Genomic DNA, 24,344 nt, shown 5'->3' with positions numbered 1-24,344 from the left:
CTATTGGGATATCTCACGTCCATTAAGTTAGGGCTTTCAGCCCTAATTAACGTCCATTTTAAATTTATAGCCCGCCCAACAAATCCAAAAACTTCTTAGTTTTCTCTTTTTTAACTTTACCAAACTTCTCTAACTTACTAACATCTACATTTTTATCCTTCAAAATTTCTTTTATTGGCTCTATTAGAGCTATTTTTTTCAATAAGTCCTCAATATCTTTTTTATTGAAGTTAAATCTTTTCACAGCTTCCCAATCGTGAATTAAATATAGAGCTACTCCTCCAATATTCTTTAAAGGAATTTGGTATTTTGGCAGTTCCTCCTCCAATTTAAACTTTAAATCTAAGACATCAACGCAATTAACTCCCTCAACTTTCATCCAAGATAAAAACCCTTTTTGCGGAGTTATCATAATAGATGGGAATAAATTACTTCTCGCCCTTTCATCTGGTGTTTTGTAGAGATAGAATTTAAAAACATCCTCAGAAAATTTTTTTATCAATATATCTTTTGCTATTTTCTTAGATAGCTCGTTTTTGATTCTAATTGCTTTTTTTAATAATCCTATTGGCTCACCATCTTTATATAAGCCTTCTTTTTCTAACATTTCTTTAAGTTCAATTTCTTTCAATTTCTTCTCTTCCATACATCTAATATCTAAAACGCCCCCACTTACGTCCGCTTCATCTCTAAACATTAGGCAGAGCTCTAAATATTTTTTAAGGCATTTTTTTTCTTCCTCATTAAGCAATTTATCAATTTTTTCATTTATTGCCTTTTCAATTTCATCTTTGTAGGTGTTTAAATAGCCAATTGCCAAAACTCTTCTAACATATTGGTCATCAATAATCTTATTCTTTGAGAAATTTCTTTTTATTGAAGTAATTATTGCATTTCCAAATTTCTCCTTAATATATTTTTCATAATTTTTATCTTCAATTTTAATCCTTTTAAACTCTCTCTTCCCTTTCTCAACAACTATAAGTGATATGGTATAGGAGGTTAAAATTCCCCTACCTTTTGGCTCTAAAATGTCTAAAAATTCTTTATAGGTTGTAACTAAGTAAGGAGGGAATTCAAACATTACCTTTTTGTAAGAACCATCCAATGGTAAGTTTGGGGGTAAATCTATGTTCCCAATATCTTCAGTTAAATGTGCTAAAGCAATTTTATGTGCCACTAACGCATGCCTAACTCTTTCTAATATTCCTTTCTTTTCACTGGCAATCCTTCTTAAATATGTGCTGTAATTTGCTATTTCCTGTAAACCTTCGTTATCATAACAACCTTTTAACTTTCCAACGTTCTTATATGGAGAATCAAATTCTAAAAATTCCATTTTTGATTTTAAATCCTGCAGAATCTCTAAATTCTTTTCCAGCATCAATATAATATTTAACAATTCAGTTTTATCAATGGTTTTATTTTTTATACTATCAACTACCTCTTTTAATTTTTCACTGAGTTCATTTAAAGAATCTAAAAATTCATTTGCATTTTTTATCAAATTACTTGTATTCTCCATAATCTCTCAACTCTATACCTATCCTTTTATTATAACTCTATAATTTCACCTTTTCTTGGATTAACGTATTTTGGAATAGATATATTCTGTAAATTCCCATTAACAATATCTTTAAATAAATCAATTATATGGTAGTATTTCCTCTCAGTATATGCAAATAACTTACAATCCTTAATAAAAACTTTATCATACTTTTTTAAAAATCTCTCAGCCCTCTCCTTTTCAAATATTGGAGGACCTTCCCTTAATGCAACTCTTGGCAATTTATGAACTAAAAATTCCCAATATAGATAACAATAATCCTCATCTGCAAAACACTTACTATCCAAAATTACAAATTCATTTTTTGTAATAGCTTTATTTATACTTTTTTGAAGCTTTTCCATTTGTGGATAGATAATGTCATCAACAACATCTTCTCTTGGAATTTTTAATATCAACCTATAACCATGCTCCCTATCTTCTAAAATCTTTTCCAATTTTTTAGCATAATCTTTAAAGAATTCGATAGAAGGATTTTTTAAAAACTCTCGTGCATAAAATATAAATTCGCAGAAATTCTCTTTACTTAATGGAGATGCAACATTTCTATTTAAATCTACAGGGTCATAGACAACAAATGGCTCTTCAAATTTTTTTAATTTATTAATATCAACATCCTTATAAATCTCAAAGATATCTTTTAAAATAATTTTCTTCCCAATCTTCCAATTTTGAGCATCTTTTAATAGATTTATAAATGATCCGTAATGCAAAATCAACAACTCGCATAGATATCCAGAGAATCCTTTAGTTTTAACATCTGAGCCATATAATCCCAAACTTTTTAAAAATGCCTTTAACAATCTAACCTCATCGCATAATTTTTCATTCAACCTATCCTTTAAAAATTTGTGATGTAAAGGAGTTCTATCAACGGCAGAGATTATCTTTTCTCCAAAATCTATTTTGTAGCATGGAACTATATCTACCTCATACTCATCAACCTTACCATTAACATAAGGGTGGGAGGCGTAGTTTATTTTGTAAGAGCCGTTTAATCTTTTTATTGTCTCTATACCAATATTTAACCCCATTTCTTCCAATTCATCTTCAGAAGTTGATTTATCAAATAGGATAAAAATATCTATATCATAATCATCTTTTAAATTTGTATTTCTTGCTGAAGAGCCAACTAACAAAACTTCTAAAACTGGATAGTTATTTTCTTTAATTACCTCCCAAATTTTGTCAATAATTTCATTTGCTTTAATTTTTAGCTTTTCCATCTCAGTTTTTGAAGGTTTTATCTCTTTTAAAACTTCTTTAAATATCTCTTCTATCAAAATAATCACCGTTAAATTATTGATGCTATTAAAATTCCAGCCATCCCAAATAATGCCCCAATAATCCATAAAATTAAAACCAATTGGTACTCTTTCATTGCCTTATATTTCAATATTAACCTTGGTAAAGAAAGATAACCTCCTATGTAATATAATCTTCCATCTTCTCCTAAAGTTGTTGGCTTATGCTCATCCCTACTCATAACGCCAGCACTTAAATACTTTAAAGAGGCATCTATAATATAAGGCATCATTATAATTAAAAATGAGACATATTCCTTATATATCACTGCCAAAGAAGCTAAAAAAGCTCCAATTGGGAGAGTGCCTACATCTCCCGGAAATATCTTTGCCGGATATTTGTTAAATATCAGCAATCCAAAGTAAGAGGCAGAGACTATTAAAGCTGATAAAAATCCAGATGTGCAATTATCTAAAAATAAAACTACTGCCAATGAAGTAGAGGCAATAACTCCCATTCCTATTTCTAATCCGTTGAAACCAGCCAACATGTTCGTTAAATTTGAAAAAATCATAATTCCAAAAGCAACAATTAAAATATCAATCCAACTTATATATGAGCTATTGTAAAACAAAACCCCTACAATCAATCCAGAGGTAAAAAGCAGTATTAATTTTTCTTTTGGTGATAATTTGGCTATGTCATCAACAACCCCTATAATTCCAGCGGCAACTATTGGCAGTATAAAAGTTGGATTTACAAAGGGGATAAATAAGGCATTGGAAAACAAAACTGCTAAACCTCCCATCTCCGGAACTTTAACCTTCTCTTTTTTGTGTAAATCATAACTAAATTTATAATTAACCATCTTTTTTATTAAAAAATAACAAAAAACTGCCGAAAATACAAAAGCAAATATCGCCAAATAAATCATCTTATCCCCTCAACCTATTGGCTAAATTAACAATCTTTTTAGCCCTCTCTATATCTATCTCATTTTTAACATTTCCATCTCTCTTTATCCACGTCCCAATTATAAACCCATCCGCATAATCCCAAAGTTTTTTTAAATTGTCATACGTTGTTCCAGAGCCAACAATAACAGGAACATCAACCAACTCCTTAGCTAATTTTAATTTTTCTATATCAACTTCTTTTCCAGTTCTCTTACCACTAACAACTACAGCATCAGCTAAACCTCTTTCAACGGTATCCAACAACGAGCTTTCAAAGTCTATAAAATGATAGGCATGTTTAACATGAACATCAGCAAAGACCTTTATTTTACTTGGTATTAGCTTTTTTAATTTAGCTAATTCATGGGCGTTTCCTTCAATAATCCCCTGGTCTGTAAATGCAACGCCAGATAGGACATTAACTCTTATAAAATCAGCTTTAACAACATAAGCTATTGAATAAGCCCCAACGGCATCGTTCCTTAATACATTTATTCCCAATGGTAATGATACCTCTTCCTTTATAGCTTTTGCTATTACAGCCATTGATGCAATCGTTATTTTACCTGCCTCTTTTTTAAATGGTGCATCTCCAAAATTTTCAATCATTACAGCATCAAATCCAGCTTCCTCAATCTTTTTAGCTTCTTTAATTGCAAAATCTACAATACTATCAAAGTCATTGTTGTAATGATAACTCCCAGGCAATGGTTTTAAGTGAAGCATTCCAATTAATAATTTTTTATTGAACATAGGTATCACTCATTAATCTCATCAATAATTTTCTTCTTTAACATCTCTAAAAACTCATTAATTTTTTTCTTTGAAAATCCATATTTTTTAGCAACTTTATAAATTATCTTTTCCCCACCGCTTCCATATTGAGCGGCTTTTTTTGGTCTATAAGCTATATAATCAGGCAAATATTGAGAGGCAACATCTCTCAAAATCTTTTTTCTGAGTTCAGATATCTTGTAATCAACAGGTATTGATAAAGCAATCTCAACAACCTCTTCATCTAAAAAAGGAACTCTCAACTCAACTCCATTAGCCATTGTGCAGTGGTCGTCCCTTTCTAAATTCACCTTATATAAATTATTTACATCCTTTAATAGCTCTTTTTTCAGCTCCTCCTCCCCTTTTTCTTTATAAATCCTTTCATGTCTTGCATATCCACCAAACAACTCATCAGCTCCTTGTCCAGACAAAACAACCTTTAAGCCATCTTCTTTAGCCATTTCTGAAGCGGCATAAATAGGAATTCCAACACCTATTTTCATTAAATCAACTTCATCTATTGCCTTAGCTACCTTAAACACATAGCTTTCATACTCCTCTTCTGAAATAATCTTCTTCCTCAATTTTAAATTCAAATCCTTAGTCAATTTTTCAGCATAAATTAAATCTTCACTATTTTCAGTTCCAACAGCATATAAGATGACTTCACAATACAAAGATGCTAATTTAGCTATTAAGGAACTATCAACTCCACCAGAGCAGATAATTCCTACTTTATCCAAACCCCTAACCCTCTTTAAAACAGATTTTTTTAATGCTTTATCCAAATATTTCTTAGCTTCTCCATAACTCCTCTCTTTCATGTAATTTAGCTTCAATTTTTTAAAGTTTTCAATAATCTCAAAGCTATTATCACTTAAATAATAAATCAGCTGAGAATTTGGTTTTAATGTTTTAATTTTACCATTTAATTTATCTAGATCTTTTTCATAGCCATTAATGTTTATCAACAAATGCCATAACGCCTTTCTTTCAGAAGCAAATGCAAAATATTTATCTGTATCTACATAAAACAATGGCTTAACTCCAAACAAATCTCTCGATAACAAAACACTATTATCTGATTTATCATATATTGCAAATGCATAATCTCCATCTATCTCTTCCAACATCCTCTCTTCATATAAGTGGATTATAACCTCATTATCGGTATCTGTTCTAAATTCGTGATTTTCTTTTAGATATTCCCTTAATTCAATATAGTTATAGATTTCCCCATTACAAACCATCCATATGTCTTCATCTTCATTTGGTATTGGCTGAGCTCCATGTTTTCCCACTATTGCCAATCTGTTGTGGGCTAAGCTTAAATTTCCAATCATTTCATCCTCTAAATCCTCAACATCTTTAAAATCTTCAAAGTAAACTACTTCATCATCTAATAATAGCCCAGAACCATCTTTTCCTCTATGTTTTAAGATTTTCATCATTTCTATTGCATATTTTGCAGGAATTTGGTTTTCTTTAACTATTATCCCACTTATCGAGCACATGTCTCTCACATTTTTAAATAGCCGTTATCTATTATTATTTATAGTTTATTTTATAATCTTGCGAGGTTTTAAAATGGATGCCTTAGTTATGGCTGGTGGTAAAGGGACGAGAATGGGGAATGTTGAAAAGCCAATAGTTAAAGTTTGTGGTAAATGCCTTATAGATTATGTGCTATACCCTTTATTAAGTTCAAAGGTAAAAAATATATTTGTTGCTGTATCTCCAAACACGCCAAAAACTAAAGAATATGTAATTAAAAATTATTGCGATTATAAAAATATCTCAGTTGTAGAGACTTCTGGTAAAGATTATATAAATGATTTAAATGAATGCATGAAATATTTTTCAGAGCCATTTTTAGTTGTTAGCTCTGATTTGATTAACTTAACATCGAAAATTATTAATAGTATAGTTGATTACTTTTACTATATTAAATCTAAAAATCCAGATGTCGAGGCAATAGCTGTTATGCTTCCCAAAAAAATATATCCCAACCCATCAATAGATTTTAATGGCTTAGTTCCTGTAGGGATAAATGTTGTATCGCCAAAGCATGAATATCAAAAAGAAGAGATTATGGCTATTGAGGATTTAATATTTAACATTAATACAAAAGATGATTTAAAATTTGCTGAAATGCTTTTAAAAAATCAACAAAATTCTGAGGGATAAAATGGAAAAAATGCCTGCAAGGTTGTTATTTGAAAGAAACGTAGTGGGAAATATGGGTAGTATATTGGGTAAGGTTAAGGATGTTATTTTTGATGAAAGGATAGGAAGATTAGTATCTTTAGAAGTTGAACCTACTGAAAATAGTCCTATAGAAGAAGGAAAAAATGTTTTAATTCCATATAGAATCGTAACAGCTATTAAAGATGTTGTTGTAGTAGATGAAAAATCTTTAAATAAAGTAAATATAAGACCTTCTCAAAGTATTTAAATCTTACAAAAACTATTTTTTGGTGTGAAAATGGAATTTACAAAGATGCATGCATTGGGGAACGATTATATCGTTATTAATGAGTTTGATGGAGAGAAGGTTAAGGAAGAAGAAAAAAGTTATTTTGCTAAAAAAATTTGCAGGAGAGGGTTTTCAGTAGGTGCTGATGGAGTTATATTTGTTCAGAAACCAACATCTGATGAATATGATGTGAGATTTAGAATATTCAATAGTGATGGTTCTGAGGCGGAGATGTGCGGTAATGGAATTAGATGCTTCTCAAAATACGTTTATGAGAGGATAATGAAAAAGAATCCTTTAAATGTAGAGACAAAGGGAGGTTTAAGGGTTTCTGAAATGGAGATTGAAGGGGATGAGGTAAAGAAAATTAAAGTCTACATGGGAGTTCCAAAGTTTAAATTAAAAGATATACCAATGGTTGTTGATGGCTATAGCGAAGATGATGAGTTTTTAAATGGAGAGTTGGAGTTAAAAAATCCTTATTTGCCTAAGGTTAAGTTGAGTGTTGTTAATGTGGGAAATCCACATGCTGTTATATTTGTTGAAGATAATGGCATTGATTTAGATTTTGTTAGAAAGCATTTAGACGTTATTGGAAAAGAAATAGAGCATCACAAAGCATTTCCAGAAAGGATTAATGTGCATTTTGTAAAGGTTTTAAATCCAAATGAGATTAGAATTATTACTTGGGAAAGAGGAGCTGGATACACAACTGCATGTGGAACAGGAACTACTGCCTCAGTTATAATAGCACACAAGCTGGGTAAAACAGGCAATAAGGTTTTAGCTCACTTAGATGGTGGAGATTTGGAAATTGAAATTAAGGATGATGGAGTTTATATGATTGGAGATGCAGTAATTGTCTATGATGCTAAATTAATAAACATTGGATGGTAAGCTATGGATGTCGATTTAGTTGTTGAATATAAAGGAAAACTAATAACTCCAAATCAAATAAAGCTTTTAATTGCCTTACATAAAACAAAATCCCAAAATGAGGCTTCTAAGTTATTAAATATCTCCCCTTCTTCTTTTAATATTCAATTAAAAAGATTGGAGGATAAATTAGGGGATAAACTATATTATTCATCACCAAATGGAACAATTTTAACAGATACTGGCTTAGAGATTTTAGAAACATATAATTTATATAAAAAAAGATTGAAAAAACACTTTTTTATAGTTTCTGGATTTGTTAGTGGGGAGATTGCAAAGGTATTATTTGAGAATCCAATAATAACATCTTTTGATAATGCATTGGAATTGTTAAAGATGGGTTTTGTTGATGTTTTAGGAGTTGATGACAGCTATTGGATTTACAGGTTGGGAGATGAGAGATTTTTAAAGTCAGAAGTTGGGGGCAGTGATTTTAACATATTTTTAATTGCCTACGATAACTTTGTAATGGTTAGTAAAAAAGAGTTTGATTACAAAAATTTGGTTGGCATAAGATTTAGTTCTCAAAGGATAGTTTATAACATTTTAAAGAAAGAGGGGATAAGATTTAAAGTTAAAGTAAGAGTAAAAAATCCATTCAGGGCTATAGAGTTGGTTGATGAAGGATACAGCCTATTTTTAAATGAGAGTTTCTTGAGGTATGTTGATGATGATTTTAACATAACCTATCCTAAATTTTATGAAAAAACAGTTCATGCAATAAACTTTATTAGCTTTGGCAAGGATGTTAAAATTGATAAAAAAGAAATTAAAAAGATAAAGAAATTGGGTTTTAAGTATGAATCCTTTTGATAAATACGCTGAAGAATATGATAAATGGTTCGATGAACATGAAATTATTTATAAATCAGAAGTTGAAGCGTTGAGAAAGCATATTCCAAAAGGTAAGGGATTGGAGATAGGAGTAGGAACTGGAAGGTTTGCCATGCCATTTAATATAAAAATTGGCGTTGATATATCAAAAGAAATGGCTAAAATAGCTGAAAAGAGAGGAATAAAGGTTGTAATAGCAAAGGGTGAAGAACTGCCTTTTAAAGATGAGGAGTTTGATTTTATTTTAATAAATACTGTTTTAGAGTTTGCAGAAAATCCAAAAAAGATGTTAAAAGAGGCTAAGAGAGTTTTGAAAAAAGGAGGGAAAATAATTATAGGAATTATTGATAGAGATAGCTTTTTAGGAAAAATTTATGAAGAAAAAAAGCATAAAAGCAAATTTTACAAAGATGCAAAATTTTTATCTGCTAAGGAAGTTATAGAAATGCTAAAAGAATTGGGATTTAAAAATATAAAAGCCACGCAAACGATTTTTAAAGAGTTTAATAAAATTGATAAGGTAGAGGTTAAGGATGGTTATGGAGAAGGAGGATTTGTGGCAATTTCTGCTGAAAAATAACATTTTTCAATAAAAGGTTGAGAATATGTCAATGAACAAAATCTTAGAAGCATAGAGGCACAGCCTCTATTGCTATACTCCAGAGCGGGGCTTCACTACGTTCAGCCCCACTATATTTTATGGCATAAGTTTTCGGAAAGTTTTCAATGAAAGGTTGATAATATGCCAACGAATAAAATCTTAGAAATTTTAAAGGATTTTGGTATTGAAGAGCTGAGACCTCCACAGAAAAAGGCTTTAGAGAAGGGTTTATTAGATAAAAACAAAAATTTTTTAATTTCCATACCAACAGCTTCGGGAAAAACGTTAATTGGGGAAATGGCTTTAATAAACCACTTATTGGATGAAAATAAAAATCCTACAAACAAAAAAGGTATTTTTATCGTGCCTCTAAAGGCATTGGCATCAGAGAAATACGAAGAATTTAAAAATAAATATGAGAGATATGGATTAAGAGTAGCTTTATCCATTGGAGATTATGATGAAGATGAGGATTTGAGTAGATACCATTTAATAATAACAACTGCTGAAAAACTCGATTCCCTTTGGAGGCATAAAATTGACTGGATTGATGATGTTTCTGTAGTTGTTGTTGATGAAATACATTTAATTAATGATGAGTCGAGAGGAGGAACTTTAGAGATTTTATTAACAAAATTGAAGAAGTTTAATATACAGATTATTGGGTTATCAGCCACTATAGGAAATCCAGAGGAGTTAGCTAATTGGTTAAATGCTGAGCTTATAGTTGATGATTGGAGACCAGTTGAGTTAAAAAAAGGCATTTACAAGAATGGGATTATAGAATTTATAAATGGGGAAAATAGGGAGATTAAGGCAATTAACAATAATGATATATACAATTTGGTTGTTGATTGTGTAAAAGATGGAGGATGTTGCATAGTATTTTGCAATACAAAAAGAGGGGCAGTTAATGAGGCAAAAAAATTAAATTTGAAGAAATTTTTAACAAATGAAGAAAAAAGAAAATTAAAAGAAGTTGCTGAGGAAATTTTATCTATTTTAGAACCTCCAACAGAGATGTGTAAAACGTTGGCTGAATGTATCTTAAACGGCTCTGCCTTTCATCATGCCGGCTTAACCTACCAACATAGAAAGATTGTTGAAGATGCCTTTAGAAATAAACTTATAAAGGTTATTTGTTGCACTCCGACCCTTAGCGTCGGGCTAAATTTACCATGTAGAAGGGCAATAGTTAAAGATTTAACGAGATACACAAATAGAGGGATGAGATATATACCAATAATGGAAATTCAGCAATGTATAGGAAGGGCTGGAAGACTAGGTTTAGACCCTTATGGTGAGGGAATTATAGTGGCAAAGAATGATAGAGATTATTTAAGGTCTTATCAGGTATTAACGCAAAAACCAGAGCCAATATATTCAAAGCTTTCAAATCAGGCAGTTTTAAGAACTCAGCTATTGGGGCTTATAGCTACTATAGAGATTAGAGATGAGTATGATTTAGAATGGTTTATAAGAAATACATTTTACGCTTATCAATATGGAAATTTAAGGGAGGTTGCTAAAAATATTAATGAAGTCATTAGATTTTTAGAGGAGAAGGAATTTATGATAGATTTTATACCTACTGAGTTAGGGAAGAGAGTTGCTGAGCTTTACATAGACCCGTTGTCAGCAAAATATATGATAGATGGATTAAATGAAATGGAAAATGAGGATGATATTTATTATCTCTACCTAATCTCAAAAACTTTAGAGATGATGCCAAATTTGAGAGTTTATAAATCCGAAGAGTTGAATTTGATTGATGAGATGGAAAACCTTGGAATAAAGAGTTTTGAAATCGAAGATTTGGAGGCATTTAAAACTGCTAAGATGTTGTATGATTGGATTAGTGAAGTTCCAGAGGATGAGATTTTAAAGAAATATAAAATTGAGCCGGGGATTTTAAGGTATAAAGTTGAAAATGCTGTTTGGTTAATGCATGCTTTAAAAGAGATGGCCAAAATAATTGGTAAAAACTCAGAAATTCCAGAAAAGTTAGAGATAAGATTGGAATATGGAGCTAAAGAGGATATTATTGAGCTTTTAAATGTAAAATACATTGGAAGGGTTAGAGCGAGAAAGCTTTACAATGCTGGAATTAGAAATGTTGAAGATATAATAAACAATCCTTCAAAAGTAGCTTCAATTATTGGAGAAAAGATAACTAAAAAGATTTTAGAAGATTTGGGGATTAAATTTGGACAGCAAAAATTAATTTTTTAATTTAAAGTTTAATTATCTTTTAATTATTTTCCTAAATAGCAAAATCTCTCAACTCCTAAAATTTTAGCCATTCCAGCAATAGAAGTTCCATAAAATATAATTCTTTTGTTGTATTTTTTAGATAATTTATAAATCCCCTCAAATGTTCCATTTACTATTGTTGAACCAGTAGCTAAAACAACATCTGAATTTTTTATAAGCTCTTCATTAAAATCCCCATGCATTATTTTAACACCATACTTTACTTTTCCAACATTATTTGGATTTAAATCACTAACTAAAACATTTTCAGCTCCAAAATTATCAACAATTTCTTTAACAAATGCTGGCTGAAATCCAATAATCCCAATCCTTTTTGGATTTAATTCTTTTAAATACTCAACTAACTTTTTTGCACACCTCTCTGGCTCGTCTCCAACACAATGAACCGTTTTATCAATTAAGCCGAGAAATCTCATAACTGCATTTAAAGTGGCAACTATCTCAGCCCTATTTCCTTTATCTAAAATCTCTCTTAAAGTTCCTTTAAACTCAACTGGCTTATCTGTAAATGCATCTCCATAACAACCTTTAAAATTAGCCCTCAATAAAATTTCTTTCCCACTCATTAGGGGATAATCCTTAATCCTCGTTGTATCTAATTTTGTATCTGATATTTTAATCTCAACAACTTCATCTAACAAATTATTTTCTTCTGCAAGATTTTTTAACACTTCCTTCACATCTTTCATCTTTTCACCAATATTTATTAATCTTTATTAATTATAATTACCTTTTGTATCAATATGTAATCGTTATTGATTATATAAAACTTTAAGTTTAAGATGGTAAAATTTATATATTGAATTTTCATAATATAAACTAAAAAGTTATAGTTCTTTTCAAAAATATCTTGAAATATATAGGTACAAATGAACTCCTTCCATTTAAGAAAGGAGTTCAGATTTCATTAATAATCTTATTAACTTTTGAAAAAGAACTATAAAATGGAGGGATATGATTAAAAAAAGAGCTTTACTAATTTTAAGAAAAGATAGTAGGTTTGATAATAAAAGTATAGAAGAATTGAAGGAATTAGCTGAAGTTCTCTATGACCCAATAGAGACGATAGTTCAAATTAGAAAACCAGACCCAAAATATCAAATTGGTAGCGGTTTAGTTGAAAGATTAGCTGAAAAAATTAAAGAGGAAAATATAGATATTGTTGTGATTGGAAATCCCTTAACTCCTTCACAAAAATACAACTTAGCTAAAAAATTTAAAATTGAGGTTATTGATAAGATTGAGCTTGTTTTGAGGATATTTTATAAGCATGCAAGAACTAAGGAAGCTCAATTGCAGGTTAGATTGGCAGAATTACAGTATGAACTGCCAAGAGCAAGGGAGAAGGTTAGATTAGCAAAGATGGGAGAACAGCCAGGATTTGGGGGATATGGAGATTATGAGGTTGAAAAATACTACCAAAAAGTAAAAAGAGAGATAGCAACAATAAAAAGAAAATTGGAGAAAGTTAGAGAGCATAGGAGGACAGCAAGGAAGAGTAGGGAAAAATTTGATTCTGTTGGGTTAATTGGATATACAAACGCAGGAAAGACAAGTTTATTAAATGCCTTAACTGGGGAGAGGAAAGAATCAAAGAACCAAGTTTTTACAACATTAACCACAACAACAAGGGCTATAAAAGGCGTTAAAAGAAAGATATTAGTTACTGATACAGTTGGGTTTATCGATGATTTACCACCATTCATGATTGAGGCATTTTTATCAACAATTGAGGAAAGTGCAAATAGCGATTTAATATTAATTGTTGTAGATGCATCTGATGATATAGAAGAGATTAAAAGAAAATTAAAGGTAAATCATGAAATTTTAAGTAAAATTAATTGTAAATCACCAATAATAACTGTATTTAATAAAGTGGATAAAATTACAGAAGAAAAAAAGAAAAGAATTTTAGAGGAATTGAACAGATATATAGTAAATCCAATATTTGTTTCTGCAAAATATAATATAAATATAGATTTGTTGATTGAAAAGATTTTAGATAATTTAAATCTTTCAATTGGTACAATAGAAACCGATAATCCAAAGCTCATATCCTACTTATATGAAAATACTGAGATTATTGAGGACGTTTTAGATGAAAACAAACATATAATAACATTTAGAGCAAAAGAAAGGGATGTTAATAGAATTTTAAAGTTACATAAAGCTACAGCATAAAATCCATAGGGAAGCCCTATTGGATACCGAATCCATTAAGTTGCCTCTTTTAGAGGCAATTAACGTCTTTTAAATTTTTTATTAGGTGAAAAGATATGGACGTTCTAAAAAATCTGCCTGTTACTGACAACCACATTCATGTTGATGATAAAAACGGTTATGGAGCTGAGAAAGTTGCTAAAATCTTTTACAATGCTGGAGGAAAGGTAATGATAATTTTGAATAAACCAACATTTGATGGAGATTTAACGAAATCTATGGACATCTTAGTTAGGGATGTTGAGATAATAAATAAAAACACACCGGTAAAAGCTTTTGGTTTGGTTGGAGTTCATCCTGCTGAGCTAACTCATCTAATGAAATTTATGAGCTTAGAAGAGGCAAAGGAAAAAATTATTAATGCTCTAAATTATGCTAAAAAGCTCGTTGAAAGTAATGATTTTATTGTGGGAATTGGAGAGGTTGGAAGACCTCATTATCCAGTTGATGAAGACGTTTGGAATGCATCAAATGAGATATTAAAATACTGTATGGAATTAGCTAAAGATTTAGGATGTGCTATCCAAATACATGCCGAAAGCTCAACGGAAGAGCAGTTTAAAGAATTTTCTGAAATGGCTAAAGAGGTTGGATTAAATCCAGAGAAGGTTGTTAAACATCACTGCGGAGATATGGTTTTGGAAGGGGAGAAATATAAAATATTCCCTTCAATATTAGCTTCGAGAGTTGATGAGGGTGTTGTTAAAAAATCTTTAAGGTTTGTTATGGAAACTGACTATATAGATGATTTAAAAAGACCTGGAGTTGTTTTAGGGATAAAAACAGTCCCAAGAGTTACAAGGAAGTTGATTGAGAAGGAAGTTTTAAATGAAGAGGGAGTTTATAGAACCCATAAGGAAAATATAGAGAAAATTTATGATATAGAGTTGAAATTATAGCTATTCTTTCCATTTTTTGTAATATTTTAGATATATCTCATCTTTTGTTTTGTTATAAAGCCATAACATTTGTAGTTTATGCAAGTGTTCATAATGTTTATTGCATCTATGCCCCAAAGCATCGTAATAACTCCAATCTCCGGCATCATACATTGGGAGGAATGTTTTTATTGATTTTAAGCCCTCTTTATATAAATATAAAGCATCAACATTCCCTGTTTTGTTTCCAAACTCACCAATCCATAGAGTGGCTGTAATAAATCCATTTAACACATACGGAGGATTTTCAGAGGCATACTCTGGAAACCAATAGTAGCTATTATTTTTATAATATCTAATTTTTAATAATCCTCCTTTCTCAACTGGAACTTTAAATGCATTCAAAGCCAAATTTGCATAATTTAAATACCTCTTATCTCCGGTAACTTCATAAGCCAAATATAAGGTTTTTAAACATCCCGCTTGGCATAACGCCCCTCTCCATCCCTTAGATAGATTATAAAGTGGAAATTCAAAATTATACCTCCAAACAATAAAAGTGATGTTCTTCCCATTTACCTCAACTTTTTCTTCATCTGCCTGAGATATTAGATATTCTGTTAAAAATAATCCTCTTTTTAAATATTTCTCAGCTTCTTTTGGATTTTTATCTTTTAGTTCAAAATATTTATAGAAACATTTTCTTGCCTCATCATTGACATTGTGAGGAGTTATCTGATAACCTATATATTTCCCATTTATAGTCCCGTAGTAAGTAACCGGTATATTTACATTTTCAACTGAAAATGGCTTTGGATTTTTGAAATATTGAACTACTAAATTTTCAGAATATAAAGGTTGAGATAATCCTACAAAATAACCAAAAATAAAAATTAAAACTGATAAAATTAAAAAAAGAATAATCTCAAATCTTTTCATAATAACCACTTTTATTCCTTATCCTTCAACATTTCATTAATGTCATTCTCCATTACATGCCCTTCAACAATAACCTCAACCTTTTTAACCCCTTCTAATGATTTAACCGCTTCTTTTGCCTGAAATGCCATTGCCATGACACTCATACAGTAAGGGTTTGTAGGAATGAGCTTAAATTTTACATTGCCCTCATCATCAACCTCCACATCTCTAATTAATCCCATATCAACAATGCTTATTCCCATGTGTGGGTCTGCAACGGTTTTTAAGGCATTTAAAACATCTTCCTTTGTTACCATATATTGCACCTCAAAGTTTTTATTAGAAGATTTAAGCTATTTATTATATAAATACTTATTCAACATATCTCGCCCTCTTTTCTACATCTTTCATTAAATCCAATATAACTTCCCACCTATCATAAACGCTTTTATAGCCCTCTAAAAACCTCTCCCAAATCTCTTCAAATTTTTCATGATGAGTAGATAACACTGCTTTTTTAAAGACGATTAAATCAACTGCCTTATCTTCATCAAGATTTGAAATCTTTCCTAAGCCAAAGTCAATGATATATAGCTTTTTATCAAATATGAAATTGGATGTAGTTAAATCGTTATGAATTACATCATTTTTATGCAGTTTTCCGACGATTTCTCCAATCTTATATGCAATGTCTAAGTTATTTTCAATAACATCCTTGGCTAATTCTCCATTTATATAACTCATCATAATTCTTTTGTTATCTAAATCAACATCAAAAATGTATGGAGCCGGGATGCCAAAATCTTTAATCATTGATAGATATCTTGCCTCCCTTGCAGTTCTACTCTTTCTTATCTTCTCATCTAATCTCTCATCCCTATAACTTTTTTTAACTCTCTCCTTGATAATTACATCAAAATCTAAATACTTATCTTTTTTAATATCTGCCTCCGCCCCCTTACCAATTAAATGCTCTGGAATCTTTCTCTTCTTGCCTTTAATTTCTTTTATCCAATTAACCTCAACCATATCAGTTCTGTAATTTGGAATTATTTTTGTTTCATCTAAACTCGTCCATTTTCCATTTTTGTGCATCAATAAACCGAGCCATGCAATCATAGCTCCGTTATCCCCACAAAACTCTTTTGGAGGGACGTAGAAATCCACATTTTGCCCCTCACACATTTCTTTTAGCATCTCCCTCAGTCTATTATTTGCCGCCACTCCACCAACAAGCATAACCTCTCCTTTATTTGTATGGGCTAAAGCCCTCTCTGTAATCTCAGTTAGCATTGAAAATGCATACTCTTGTAGAGAATAGCAGATATCTTCCAATCTCTCTCCAGCATCATAAGCTCTCATAGCCGCTGTTAATAGTCCAGAGAAGGCAATATCCATTCCTTTAACTGTATATGGTAAATCAATAATCTTCTCTCCTTTCTTAGCTAACTCTTCTATATAAGGTCCTCCAGGGTGTGGCAGATATATATATCTCGCAAATTGGTCTAAGCAGTTCCCAACAGCTATATCTAACGTTTCTCCAAAAACTCTATACTTTTTTGACACATAGGCTATAACCTGTGTGTTTCCCCCACTAACGTATAGGGTTAAAGGATCTTCAGCTTCAGTTGTTAATTTACCAATCTCGATATGGGCTATACAGTGGTTAACTCCAATTATTGGCTTTTTTAAAGCTAAGGATAGAGTTCTTGCAACAGTTGCTGTAACTCTTAAACTCGGCCCTAATCCTGGACCTTGAGAAAAGGCAATTAAATCGATCTCATTTTTATCAACAACTTCAAAAGCTTCTTTTATTAATTTTGGAAATGTTTCAGCATGATGGTCAGCTGCTTCTCTTGGATTAATCCCCTGTTTTGGAGGCTTGTATATTATGGTTTTATTAAATAAAACTTCCCCATCTGAAGTGACAACACCAACTCCAGTCTTTTCTGCAGTTCCCTCTAATCCCAAACAAATCATAGTATCACTCAAATTAAAATAATTTAATAAGTAATAATTTTATTTTTTAATTTATTTTAAAAATTAAAAATAGCCAGGTAAGATAAAAACTAAAAAAGTTTAAAAATTACTCAAATTCAATTGTTGCTGGTGGTTTGTCTGTTATATCAAAAACAACTCTTGCAACATTTGGAATCTCTGATGTAATCCTCTTACTAATTCTTTTCAACAAATCAAATGGAATCTCTGGAACGTGGGCAGTCATTGCATCTAATGATTTGACCATTCTTAAAGCAACAATCCAGTTGTATTCTCTCTCATCCCCTTTAACCCCTGTTGCCTTACAATCCAAAACAACAGCAAAGTATTGCCACAACTCTTTATCTAAGTTGGCTTTTTTAACCTCTTCCTCAACTATTGCATTGGCCTCTCTACAAATATTTAGCTTCTCTTCAGTAACTTCTCCTAAAACCCTAACAGCTAAACCTGGACCTGGGAATGGTTGCCTATGTACAATACTATCTGGTAATCCAAGCTCTTTTGCCAACAATCTAACTTCATCTTTATAAAGCTCCCTCAATGGCTCAACAACCTCTAAAACCATCCCATGAGGTAGAGCTACATTGTGGTGGCTTTTTATCTTTCCCTGTGTTTCAATCCAATCTGGAGCTATGGTTCCCTGAACTAAAACCTCTGCCTTTATTTCTTCAGCAATCTCTTCAAAAACATCAATAAACAATTTACCTATAATTTTTCTCTTTTCTTCAGGATCTTTAACTCCTTTTAACGCCTCTAAAAACCTATCTTTTGCATCTACAACTATTAAATTTAATCCTAAGTTATCTCTAAATGTTTTTTCAACTTCTTCCCTCTCTCCCTTTCTCATCAATCCAGTATCAACAAAAACAGCAGTTAATTTGTTTCCAATAGCTTTGTGAGTTAAAACAGCAGCAACAGAACTATCTACTCCTCCACTTAAAGCAATTATTGCCTTTCTGTCTCCAATTTGCTGTTTTATTTCTTCCACAGCCTCTTCAATAAATTTTTGTGGATTAAACATAAAAATATCACCCTTTAAATTATTCCTCAACATTTTTACCATTATTTTCGTCTTCCAATATAATAATGTTTTTCTTACAACTGTTTAGATGTTTAAAAGCGTTTTCTTCAAGTTTTTTAGCTAAGTTTTTGGGAACATTATCCATATTATCGGCTAAATAACTGGCAACACATGCAGATAATAACAATATTGCCGCTTTTTGCTCGCTTTTAAGTCGATGAATGTGATGAGGACGAATATCTAGCATCTCATAAATTTCAAGCAATTTTTTGCATTCATCATTTCTATTTCCAAAATCATCATTTACAATTTCTTTTACAACATAAACAAAAAATTGATGAAGTTTCATTAACTGTTCTTTGTGCATGTTATCACTTTAAATATTTAGGCAGAGAATAAGATTAATATTAAAATTGGCTAAGAAATATATAAAACTTTGGTGGTATCATGAGAGAAATCATTAATAAGCTCAACCCCATTATAATAGAGAAAGCCGATAAAAAGTTTGGAATTTCAAGGATATTAAAAAAATATGATGGAAAACCAGTTTATATAAAAGATGTAGATGGATTTGAAGTTGTTGGTAATCTTTGCAGTAGAGAAACTCTCTCAAAGATTTTTAATGTTAAAAAAGAGGATTTTATATTTTTTATGCTCAATGCAATGGAGAAAGAAAAGGAAGGAAAATTAAGGATAAACAATAAATTGAAAGAAAAATACATTGTTGAAAGTCCAGAGAAGATTAAAGACTGGCCTATTCCAACTTATTATGAAAAGGATGCCGGACCTTATATAACAAGTGGAGTTGTTGTTGTAAATGATAAAGATTTTGGCTACAACTTATCCATTCATAGAATTTTAGTTAAAGATAATCATTTGGTTATAAGAATGGTTGAGCAGAGGCATTTACACTTTTTATATAATAAAGCCTTAAATGAAAAGGGCTATTTGGATGTTGCCATAGTTATAGGGGTTCATCCGGCTGTTTTGTTAGCTGGCTCTACATCCGCTGATATAACGTTTGATGAGCTTAAATTTGCCTCTGTTTTGTTGGGGGGAGAAATGGAGGTTTTTGAGTTAGATAACGGCTTATTAGTTCCAGAAGCGGAGTTCATTATTGAAGGTAAAATTATGCCAGAGACGGATGATGAGGGGCCTTTTGTAGATATAACTGGAACCTATGATATTGTTAGAAAACAGCCAATAATTAAAATAGAAAAGCTTTATAGAAAAGAAAAACCAATATTCCATGCTTTACTACCTGGAGGGATTGAGCATAAAACATTGATGGGTATGCCTCAAGAGCCGAGAATATTAAAAGGTGTTAGAAATACGGTCCCTACAGTAAAAAACGTTGTTTTAACTGAAGGAGGTTGTTGTTGGCTTCATGCTGTGGTGCAAATACAAAAAAGAACTGAGGGGGATGGAAAAAATGCTATATTGGCAGCTTTTGCATCTCATCCAAGTTTAAAGCATGTTGTGGTTGTTGATGATGACATAGATATATTTGATATAAATGATGTTGAGTATGCAATAGCTACAAGGGTGCAGGGGGATAGAGATATAATCATAATTCCAGGAGCTAAAGGCTCTTCTTTAGACCCTTCAAGTGATTTGAAAAATAAATTAACAGCAAAAGTTGGGATAGATGCAACAATGAGCTTAATTAAAGGTAGAGAACATTTTGAAAGGGCTAAAATTCCTGAAGAATAATTTTGTATTTAAATATTTAGATTATACTTATCTCGCTGAAAGAGTTTTATTTTCGAAATAAAGGTTTTTTATATTTTATTTTTCGGTTTTAATGATTTTTAAGAAATTTCGAAGGGTTGGGTATTTTGATTATTTTAAGTATTTAGATTAATTAAATTATATGGAATTTTTAAAATATTTTAGTTAATTATTTTTAACTAAAAATTTCCACGATATATTAGTAAGATTTTAAAATTTATGTCTTTAAAACTCTTTTTTTAGTTCTAAAAGGTAAAATTTATATGGGTGAGAAGATATATAAATGAATGGGGTTAAGTGCCCTTCGACTTATAAGGTAACGAAAAGCATAAATATTATGGGTGCTAAAAATATACTTATCTCGAATTATTGCCCTGTTAAAATCAGACCGGAACGGAATGGAAAGCGGTTGTCATCAAAGGAGTATTCATGTTGTTTGTTGTCGTTAAAATCAGACCGGAACGGAATGGAAAGATTATTTACTTTCTACTATATAAACTTTTCGGTTATCGGTTAAAATCAGACCGGAACGGAATGGAAAGGGCTTTCCTCATAATTTCACCTTATTTTTAACCATTGGTTAAAATCAGACCGGAACGGAATGGAAAGGTAAATTCTTATCTTTCCTTCATTATTCCAACCTGTAAGTTAAAATCAGACCGGAACGGAATGGAAAGATACCTATTGCTGCCCCTACTCCTGCAATTGGTTCTAGTTAAAATCAGACCGGAACGGAATGGAAAGAGTTTGATAAGTTTGGGAGCCAGAATATTGATAAGTTAAAATCAGACCGGAACGGAATGGAAAGAAAGTTGAAGCACCCGCTCTTGCACTACCAAGCATTGGTTAAAATCAGACCGGAACGGAATGGAAAGACAGCTCAGCAATATTATTAGATTATATAATATTGAAGTTAAAATCAGACCGGAACGGAATGGAAAGCTCCGAGCCCCATTAGCAAGCCCGCCACTTTAAACATAGTTAAAATCAGACCGGAACGGAATGGAAAGTATTCTGAGCTTCCAGTGGATGTAAAAGAGCAAGGTTAAAATCAGACCGGAACGGAATGGAAAGGATTTAATTGCCAAAGTGCCATTTTTCACTGATATATACGTTAAAATCAGACCGGAACGGAATGGAAAGACATTTGATATTTAGTTTTACTATTGGCATATACTACGTTAAAATCAGACCGGAACGGAATGGAAAGTTTTAGGGTCTTTAATCAATCCCAGTTCCTCCAATAACGTTAAAATCAGACCGGAACGGAATGGAAAGTTTTAGGGTCTTTAATCAATCCCAGTTCCTCCAATAACGTTAAAATCAGACCGGAACGGAATGGAAAGATGAAGCCTGTATGGCTGAGGACTGAAGGAGGGGTGTTAAAATCAGACCGGAACGGAATGGAAAGATGAAGGCTATAAGGTCTTTAAAATCAAGTGTGACTGTTAAAATCAGACCGGAACGGAATGGAAAGCTTTCTCTCTCTTCTCTCAAATCGTCTTTTCTTGTTGTTAAAATCAGACCGGAACGGAATGGAAAGTGGCAGGCGCAAAGTCCTCATTAACTGAAAACACACGTTAAAATCAGACCGGAACGGAATGGAAAGTATTTTCACCTTTCATTTACTAATTTTTTAACTGTTAAAATCGTTAAAATCAGACCGGAACGGAATGGAAAGTGTATATCAAAAAATATTCCTACCATTTTTCATCACTCTTGTTAAAATCAGACCGGAACGGAATGGAAAGTTTGGTTGAATCTCTACAGTTGAAACATTTTCAAATCTTCTAGTTAAAATCAGACCGGAACGGAATGGAAAGTTTCAATTTGAAAAATACAACAAGATTTTTTATCCCAAGTTTAACTGCCCAATTAAATACCCCCTAAACCAGGAATTAATAACGAGAAAAAAGTTAAAACTAGAGAATTTTTAAATTCTTCCCTTAAAGTTTCATTATCTACTTCTAAACCGGCTAAACTAAAAGTTTCGTTTTGATCAGCCCTCTTCCAAAAGGTGTTCGAGCAACCTCTTACTAAAAGGTGGATTTTAGCTTAATTATCAATTCTCCAAATAACTTTTCTTGGATTAGTTCGGCTTTTCCATCATTTGCTAGGTATAGGGATGGGATGAAATATCTAACCCTCTCTTCCCTTGTCCTAAATCTTTCCTGATAGATTATAATACCCTCCCTTATCAAATCCTCTAACAACTCTGCTATTATATCTGATATATCTTCTTCTTCTATAAGCTCTTCTATAATTTCCTCAACCTCTTTAGTTTTTTTCTCTTTCTTTTTTCTCGATTTTTTGACTTTGTTAAGCTCTTTTTCTATAGTTTTAATTAATTCATCAACAGTAACTGGCTTTTTAGTTTTTTTATTTTCTTTTTTCTCTTTTTTCTGACTTTTTTTAGGTTTGGTTTCTACATCTTCATCATAGAAGTAGTCATCCTCATAATATTCATAATCCTCTTCCTCTTCAATTTCACATTCATCATATAACGCTTCAGATTTCATCCTCAGTAAGATTCCACCAACAAGAATAACATCGGCAGATAACCTAATATCAAATTTTTTAAGCTCTCTGATTTTTTGGATATAATAATCCGCAATTTCGGCAATATTGACATCCCAGGGGTTTAGATTTTTCTTTTCAATCCCTTCTTTAATCATTTTAACCCAGAGAACAATATCAAAATTAACATCAACCATAATTATCACAAAAAACACTTTCTAAGCAAATATTGGTAAAAAATGGTATAAATTTGTTACTATTAAAAAGCATCATAATTATTCACAAATTAATTAGAATATTTAATAAAATGAAATCGAAAAGTATATATAGTAGTTTTGCGTATGTTATTCTTGCTTACAACCGCTCGAATGAGCGGCCTTGGTGTAGCCTGGTAACACACGGGCCTGCCACGCCCGGACCCCGGGTTCAAATCCCGGAGGCCGCACCACTGGATTTAATTGGGCTTAATTTAAACATGCGCCGGTGGTGTAGCCTGGTATCACTCTGGCCTTCCAAGCCAGCGACCCGGGTTCAAATCCCGGCCGGCGCACCATATTTTTATTTTTAGCAACATATATTTATAAAATTAAATTAATAAATATGGGATTTCCTGTGAGATTATGAAGGTTTATTTAAAACTTCACGTGGATATTCCAAAAGAAGTTTGTAGAAGCCTAGAAGTTGATAATTACAATAATGAGGATATTGAAATTAATTTAAAATGTGAGAAAAAGCCTATATTGTATGTTAAAACCCGTTCTATAGGTTCATTAAAATCAATATTGGATGATTTCTTTAGATGCTTAAACGCGGCTATGAATGTTTATAACTTAACAAAACCGTATACAATAAGAAATGTAACTAAAGATGATTTGGAGGACTTTCTTGAGCTATATTATAAAGCATACAAGGGTTTTGATAAATACTATTACAAAAAGAAAAAATGGGCAAGATGGTATTTTAAATGGTTGATGAAGAGAGATGAAGATGGGTTTTTTGTATGTGAAATTGATGGAAAACCAGTTGGCTTTATTGCCTGTGATTGTAATTGGATTAGCAATATAGAAAAGAGAGAAGTTGCCGAAATACATGAAATCTTCGTTGATCCGGATTTTAGAGGTAGAGGGATTGGAACAGCTTTAATAAACAAAGCTATTGGATATGCCAAAAAGAATGGGAGAAATATAGTTGAGTTGTGGGTTGGAGTTGAGAACAAAAATGCCATTGAATTTTATAAAAAGTTGGGTTTTGAGGAAAGAGAAGTTGTTAAAGACTGGTTAAGGATGGTAAAGAAAATTTAATAGAAATTTTTCTAATTTATTTGAGTTTTTAGTTTTCTTTTTTATTGAAGGATTAACTTTAAATATAAAAAATTTATTTTATCATTTTACT

General features: G+C 31.5%; 22 protein-coding genes, 2 tRNA genes and 1 CRISPR repeat array. Of the genes, 12 read left to right on the top strand and 12 right to left on the bottom strand.

Annotated features, from left to right (window positions below; all coding sequences use genetic code 11):
* Positions 1 to 64 precede the first annotated feature (64 nt).
* From MEFER_RS01520 to asnB, 5 genes are read right to left on the bottom strand one after another with little or no spacing between them, the layout of a single operon-like run.
* On the bottom strand, positions 65 to 1,525 hold the full coding sequence (locus MEFER_RS01520; RefSeq protein ID WP_015790882.1) for a DUF530 family protein: 1,461 nt from the start codon (positions 1,523 to 1,525) through the stop codon (positions 65 to 67).
* Between the two features lie 29 nt (positions 1,526 to 1,554).
* Positions 1,555 to 2,859 carry a CCA tRNA nucleotidyltransferase gene (gene cca / locus MEFER_RS01515; RefSeq protein WP_015790881.1) on the bottom strand — a complete coding sequence of 435 codons (1,305 nt, stop codon included), beginning with the start codon at positions 2,857 to 2,859 and terminating at the stop codon, positions 1,555 to 1,557.
* Positions 2,860 to 2,861: 2 nt separating this feature from the next.
* The gene (locus tag MEFER_RS01510) at positions 2,862 to 3,746 is read right to left on the bottom strand and encodes an MraY family glycosyltransferase (RefSeq protein WP_015790880.1); all 885 of its coding nucleotides are present in this window, start codon (positions 3,744 to 3,746) and stop codon (positions 2,862 to 2,864) included.
* Position 3,747: 1 nt separating this feature from the next.
* Complete coding sequence (locus MEFER_RS01505; protein ID WP_015790879.1) at positions 3,748 to 4,521, bottom strand: BtpA/SgcQ family protein; 774 nt, start codon at positions 4,519 to 4,521, stop codon at positions 3,748 to 3,750.
* Between the two features lie 5 nt (positions 4,522 to 4,526).
* Positions 4,527 to 6,059, bottom strand: a complete 1,533-nt coding sequence (asnB, locus tag MEFER_RS01500; RefSeq protein WP_015790878.1) for an asparagine synthase (glutamine-hydrolyzing) — start codon at positions 6,057 to 6,059, stop codon at positions 4,527 to 4,529.
* Positions 6,060 to 6,132: 73 nt separating this feature from the next.
* On the opposite strand from asnB, the gene cobY reads away from it, so the two are divergent.
* From cobY to MEFER_RS01470, 6 genes are all read left to right on the top strand, one after another.
* Complete coding sequence (cobY, locus tag MEFER_RS01495) at positions 6,133 to 6,732, top strand: adenosylcobinamide-phosphate guanylyltransferase (RefSeq protein ID WP_015790877.1); 600 nt, start codon at positions 6,133 to 6,135, stop codon at positions 6,730 to 6,732.
* A 1-nt stretch (position 6,733) separates the two neighbouring features.
* Positions 6,734 to 7,000 carry a PRC-barrel domain-containing protein gene (locus tag MEFER_RS01490; RefSeq protein WP_015790876.1) on the top strand — a complete coding sequence of 89 codons (267 nt, stop codon included), beginning with the start codon at positions 6,734 to 6,736 and terminating at the stop codon, positions 6,998 to 7,000.
* Between the two features lie 30 nt (positions 7,001 to 7,030).
* Entirely contained in the window at positions 7,031 to 7,918 is an 888-nt protein-coding gene (gene dapF, locus MEFER_RS01485; RefSeq protein ID WP_048056267.1) for a diaminopimelate epimerase, read from the top strand.
* 3 nt (positions 7,919 to 7,921) lie between these two features.
* Positions 7,922 to 8,770: a helix-turn-helix domain-containing protein gene (locus tag MEFER_RS01480; RefSeq protein WP_015790874.1), complete on the top strand. Its 849-nt coding sequence runs from the start codon at positions 7,922 to 7,924 to the stop codon at positions 8,768 to 8,770.
* The gene (locus MEFER_RS01475; RefSeq protein WP_015790873.1) at positions 8,757 to 9,371 is read left to right on the top strand and encodes a class I SAM-dependent methyltransferase; all 615 of its coding nucleotides are present in this window, start codon (positions 8,757 to 8,759) and stop codon (positions 9,369 to 9,371) included. The genes MEFER_RS01480 and MEFER_RS01475 overlap by 14 nt, the downstream gene beginning before the upstream one ends.
* 162 nt (positions 9,372 to 9,533) lie before the next feature.
* Positions 9,534 to 11,624, top strand: a complete 2,091-nt coding sequence (locus MEFER_RS01470; RefSeq protein WP_015790872.1) for a DEAD/DEAH box helicase — start codon at positions 9,534 to 9,536, stop codon at positions 11,622 to 11,624.
* 23 nt (positions 11,625 to 11,647) lie between these two features.
* On the opposite strand, the gene MEFER_RS01465 is transcribed toward MEFER_RS01470, so the two are convergent.
* Positions 11,648 to 12,355: a Rossmann-like domain-containing protein gene (locus MEFER_RS01465; RefSeq protein ID WP_015790871.1), complete on the bottom strand. Its 708-nt coding sequence runs from the start codon at positions 12,353 to 12,355 to the stop codon at positions 11,648 to 11,650.
* A 265-nt stretch (positions 12,356 to 12,620) separates the two neighbouring features.
* Between MEFER_RS01465 and hflX the strand changes: the two genes are divergently transcribed.
* Both hflX and MEFER_RS01455 read left to right on the top strand, forming a co-directional pair.
* Positions 12,621 to 13,847, top strand: coding sequence for a GTPase HflX (gene hflX / locus MEFER_RS01460; RefSeq protein WP_015790870.1), 1,227 nt, complete (start codon positions 12,621 to 12,623; stop codon positions 13,845 to 13,847).
* A gap of 95 nt (positions 13,848 to 13,942) precedes the next feature.
* Positions 13,943 to 14,785 carry a TatD family hydrolase gene (locus tag MEFER_RS01455; protein ID WP_015790869.1) on the top strand — a complete coding sequence of 281 codons (843 nt, stop codon included), beginning with the start codon at positions 13,943 to 13,945 and terminating at the stop codon, positions 14,783 to 14,785.
* Here the strand turns inward: MEFER_RS01455 and MEFER_RS01450 are convergent, their stop codons facing one another.
* From MEFER_RS01450 to MEFER_RS01430, 5 genes are all read right to left on the bottom strand, one after another.
* The gene (locus tag MEFER_RS01450) at positions 14,786 to 15,703 is read right to left on the bottom strand and encodes a D-glucuronyl C5-epimerase family protein (protein ID WP_015790868.1); all 918 of its coding nucleotides are present in this window, start codon (positions 15,701 to 15,703) and stop codon (positions 14,786 to 14,788) included.
* 11 nt (positions 15,704 to 15,714) lie between these two features.
* The gene (locus MEFER_RS01445) at positions 15,715 to 16,002 is read right to left on the bottom strand and encodes a metal-sulfur cluster assembly factor (RefSeq protein ID WP_015790867.1); all 288 of its coding nucleotides are present in this window, start codon (positions 16,000 to 16,002) and stop codon (positions 15,715 to 15,717) included.
* A 55-nt stretch (positions 16,003 to 16,057) separates the two neighbouring features.
* Positions 16,058 to 17,665, bottom strand: a complete 1,608-nt coding sequence (locus MEFER_RS01440; RefSeq protein ID WP_015790866.1) for a bifunctional N(6)-L-threonylcarbamoyladenine synthase/serine/threonine protein kinase — start codon at positions 17,663 to 17,665, stop codon at positions 16,058 to 16,060.
* Between the two features lie 106 nt (positions 17,666 to 17,771).
* On the bottom strand, positions 17,772 to 18,704 hold the full coding sequence (gene guaA / locus MEFER_RS01435; RefSeq protein ID WP_048056265.1) for a glutamine-hydrolyzing GMP synthase: 933 nt from the start codon (positions 18,702 to 18,704) through the stop codon (positions 17,772 to 17,774).
* A 19-nt stretch (positions 18,705 to 18,723) separates the two neighbouring features.
* Positions 18,724 to 19,071 (bottom strand): UPF0058 family protein, encoded by a 348-nt coding sequence (locus MEFER_RS01430; RefSeq protein WP_015790864.1) that lies wholly within the window; start codon positions 19,069 to 19,071, stop codon positions 18,724 to 18,726.
* An 80-nt stretch (positions 19,072 to 19,151) separates the two neighbouring features.
* On the opposite strand from MEFER_RS01430, the gene MEFER_RS01425 reads away from it, so the two are divergent.
* Positions 19,152 to 20,417 (top strand): UbiD family decarboxylase, encoded by a 1,266-nt coding sequence (locus tag MEFER_RS01425; RefSeq protein ID WP_015790863.1) that lies wholly within the window; start codon positions 19,152 to 19,154, stop codon positions 20,415 to 20,417.
* A gap of 394 nt (positions 20,418 to 20,811) precedes the next feature.
* Positions 20,812 to 22,258: direct repeats of the CRISPR family, unit length 30 nt; unit sequence GTTAAAATCAGACCGGAACGGAATGGAAAG.
* 213 nt (positions 22,259 to 22,471) lie between these two features.
* Here MEFER_RS01425 and MEFER_RS01420 read toward each other — a convergent pair.
* Positions 22,472 to 23,149 (bottom strand): segregation/condensation protein A, encoded by a 678-nt coding sequence (locus MEFER_RS01420; protein WP_015790862.1) that lies wholly within the window; start codon positions 23,147 to 23,149, stop codon positions 22,472 to 22,474.
* Positions 23,150 to 23,324: 175 nt separating this feature from the next.
* Between MEFER_RS01420 and MEFER_RS01415 the strand changes: the two genes are divergently transcribed.
* The 3 genes from MEFER_RS01415 to MEFER_RS01405 all read left to right on the top strand — a co-directional run bounded on the left by MEFER_RS01415 (position 23,325) and on the right by MEFER_RS01405 (position 24,253).
* Positions 23,325 to 23,400: transfer RNA gene (locus tag MEFER_RS01415), tRNA-Gly, on the top strand.
* Positions 23,401 to 23,429: 29 nt separating this feature from the next.
* A tRNA-Gly gene (locus tag MEFER_RS01410) sits at positions 23,430 to 23,505 on the top strand.
* Positions 23,506 to 23,572: 67 nt separating this feature from the next.
* Positions 23,573 to 24,253 carry a KEOPS complex subunit Pcc1 gene (locus MEFER_RS01405; RefSeq protein ID WP_015790861.1) on the top strand — a complete coding sequence of 227 codons (681 nt, stop codon included), beginning with the start codon at positions 23,573 to 23,575 and terminating at the stop codon, positions 24,251 to 24,253.
* Positions 24,254 to 24,344: the final 91 nt, after the last annotated feature.

The organism is Methanocaldococcus fervens AG86, assembly GCF_000023985.1.
In the GTDB taxonomy this organism is placed as follows: Archaea; AGJL01; Methanococci; order Methanococcales; family Methanocaldococcaceae; genus Methanocaldococcus; species Methanocaldococcus fervens.
This window is presented reverse-complemented; position numbering and strand designations above follow the sequence as displayed.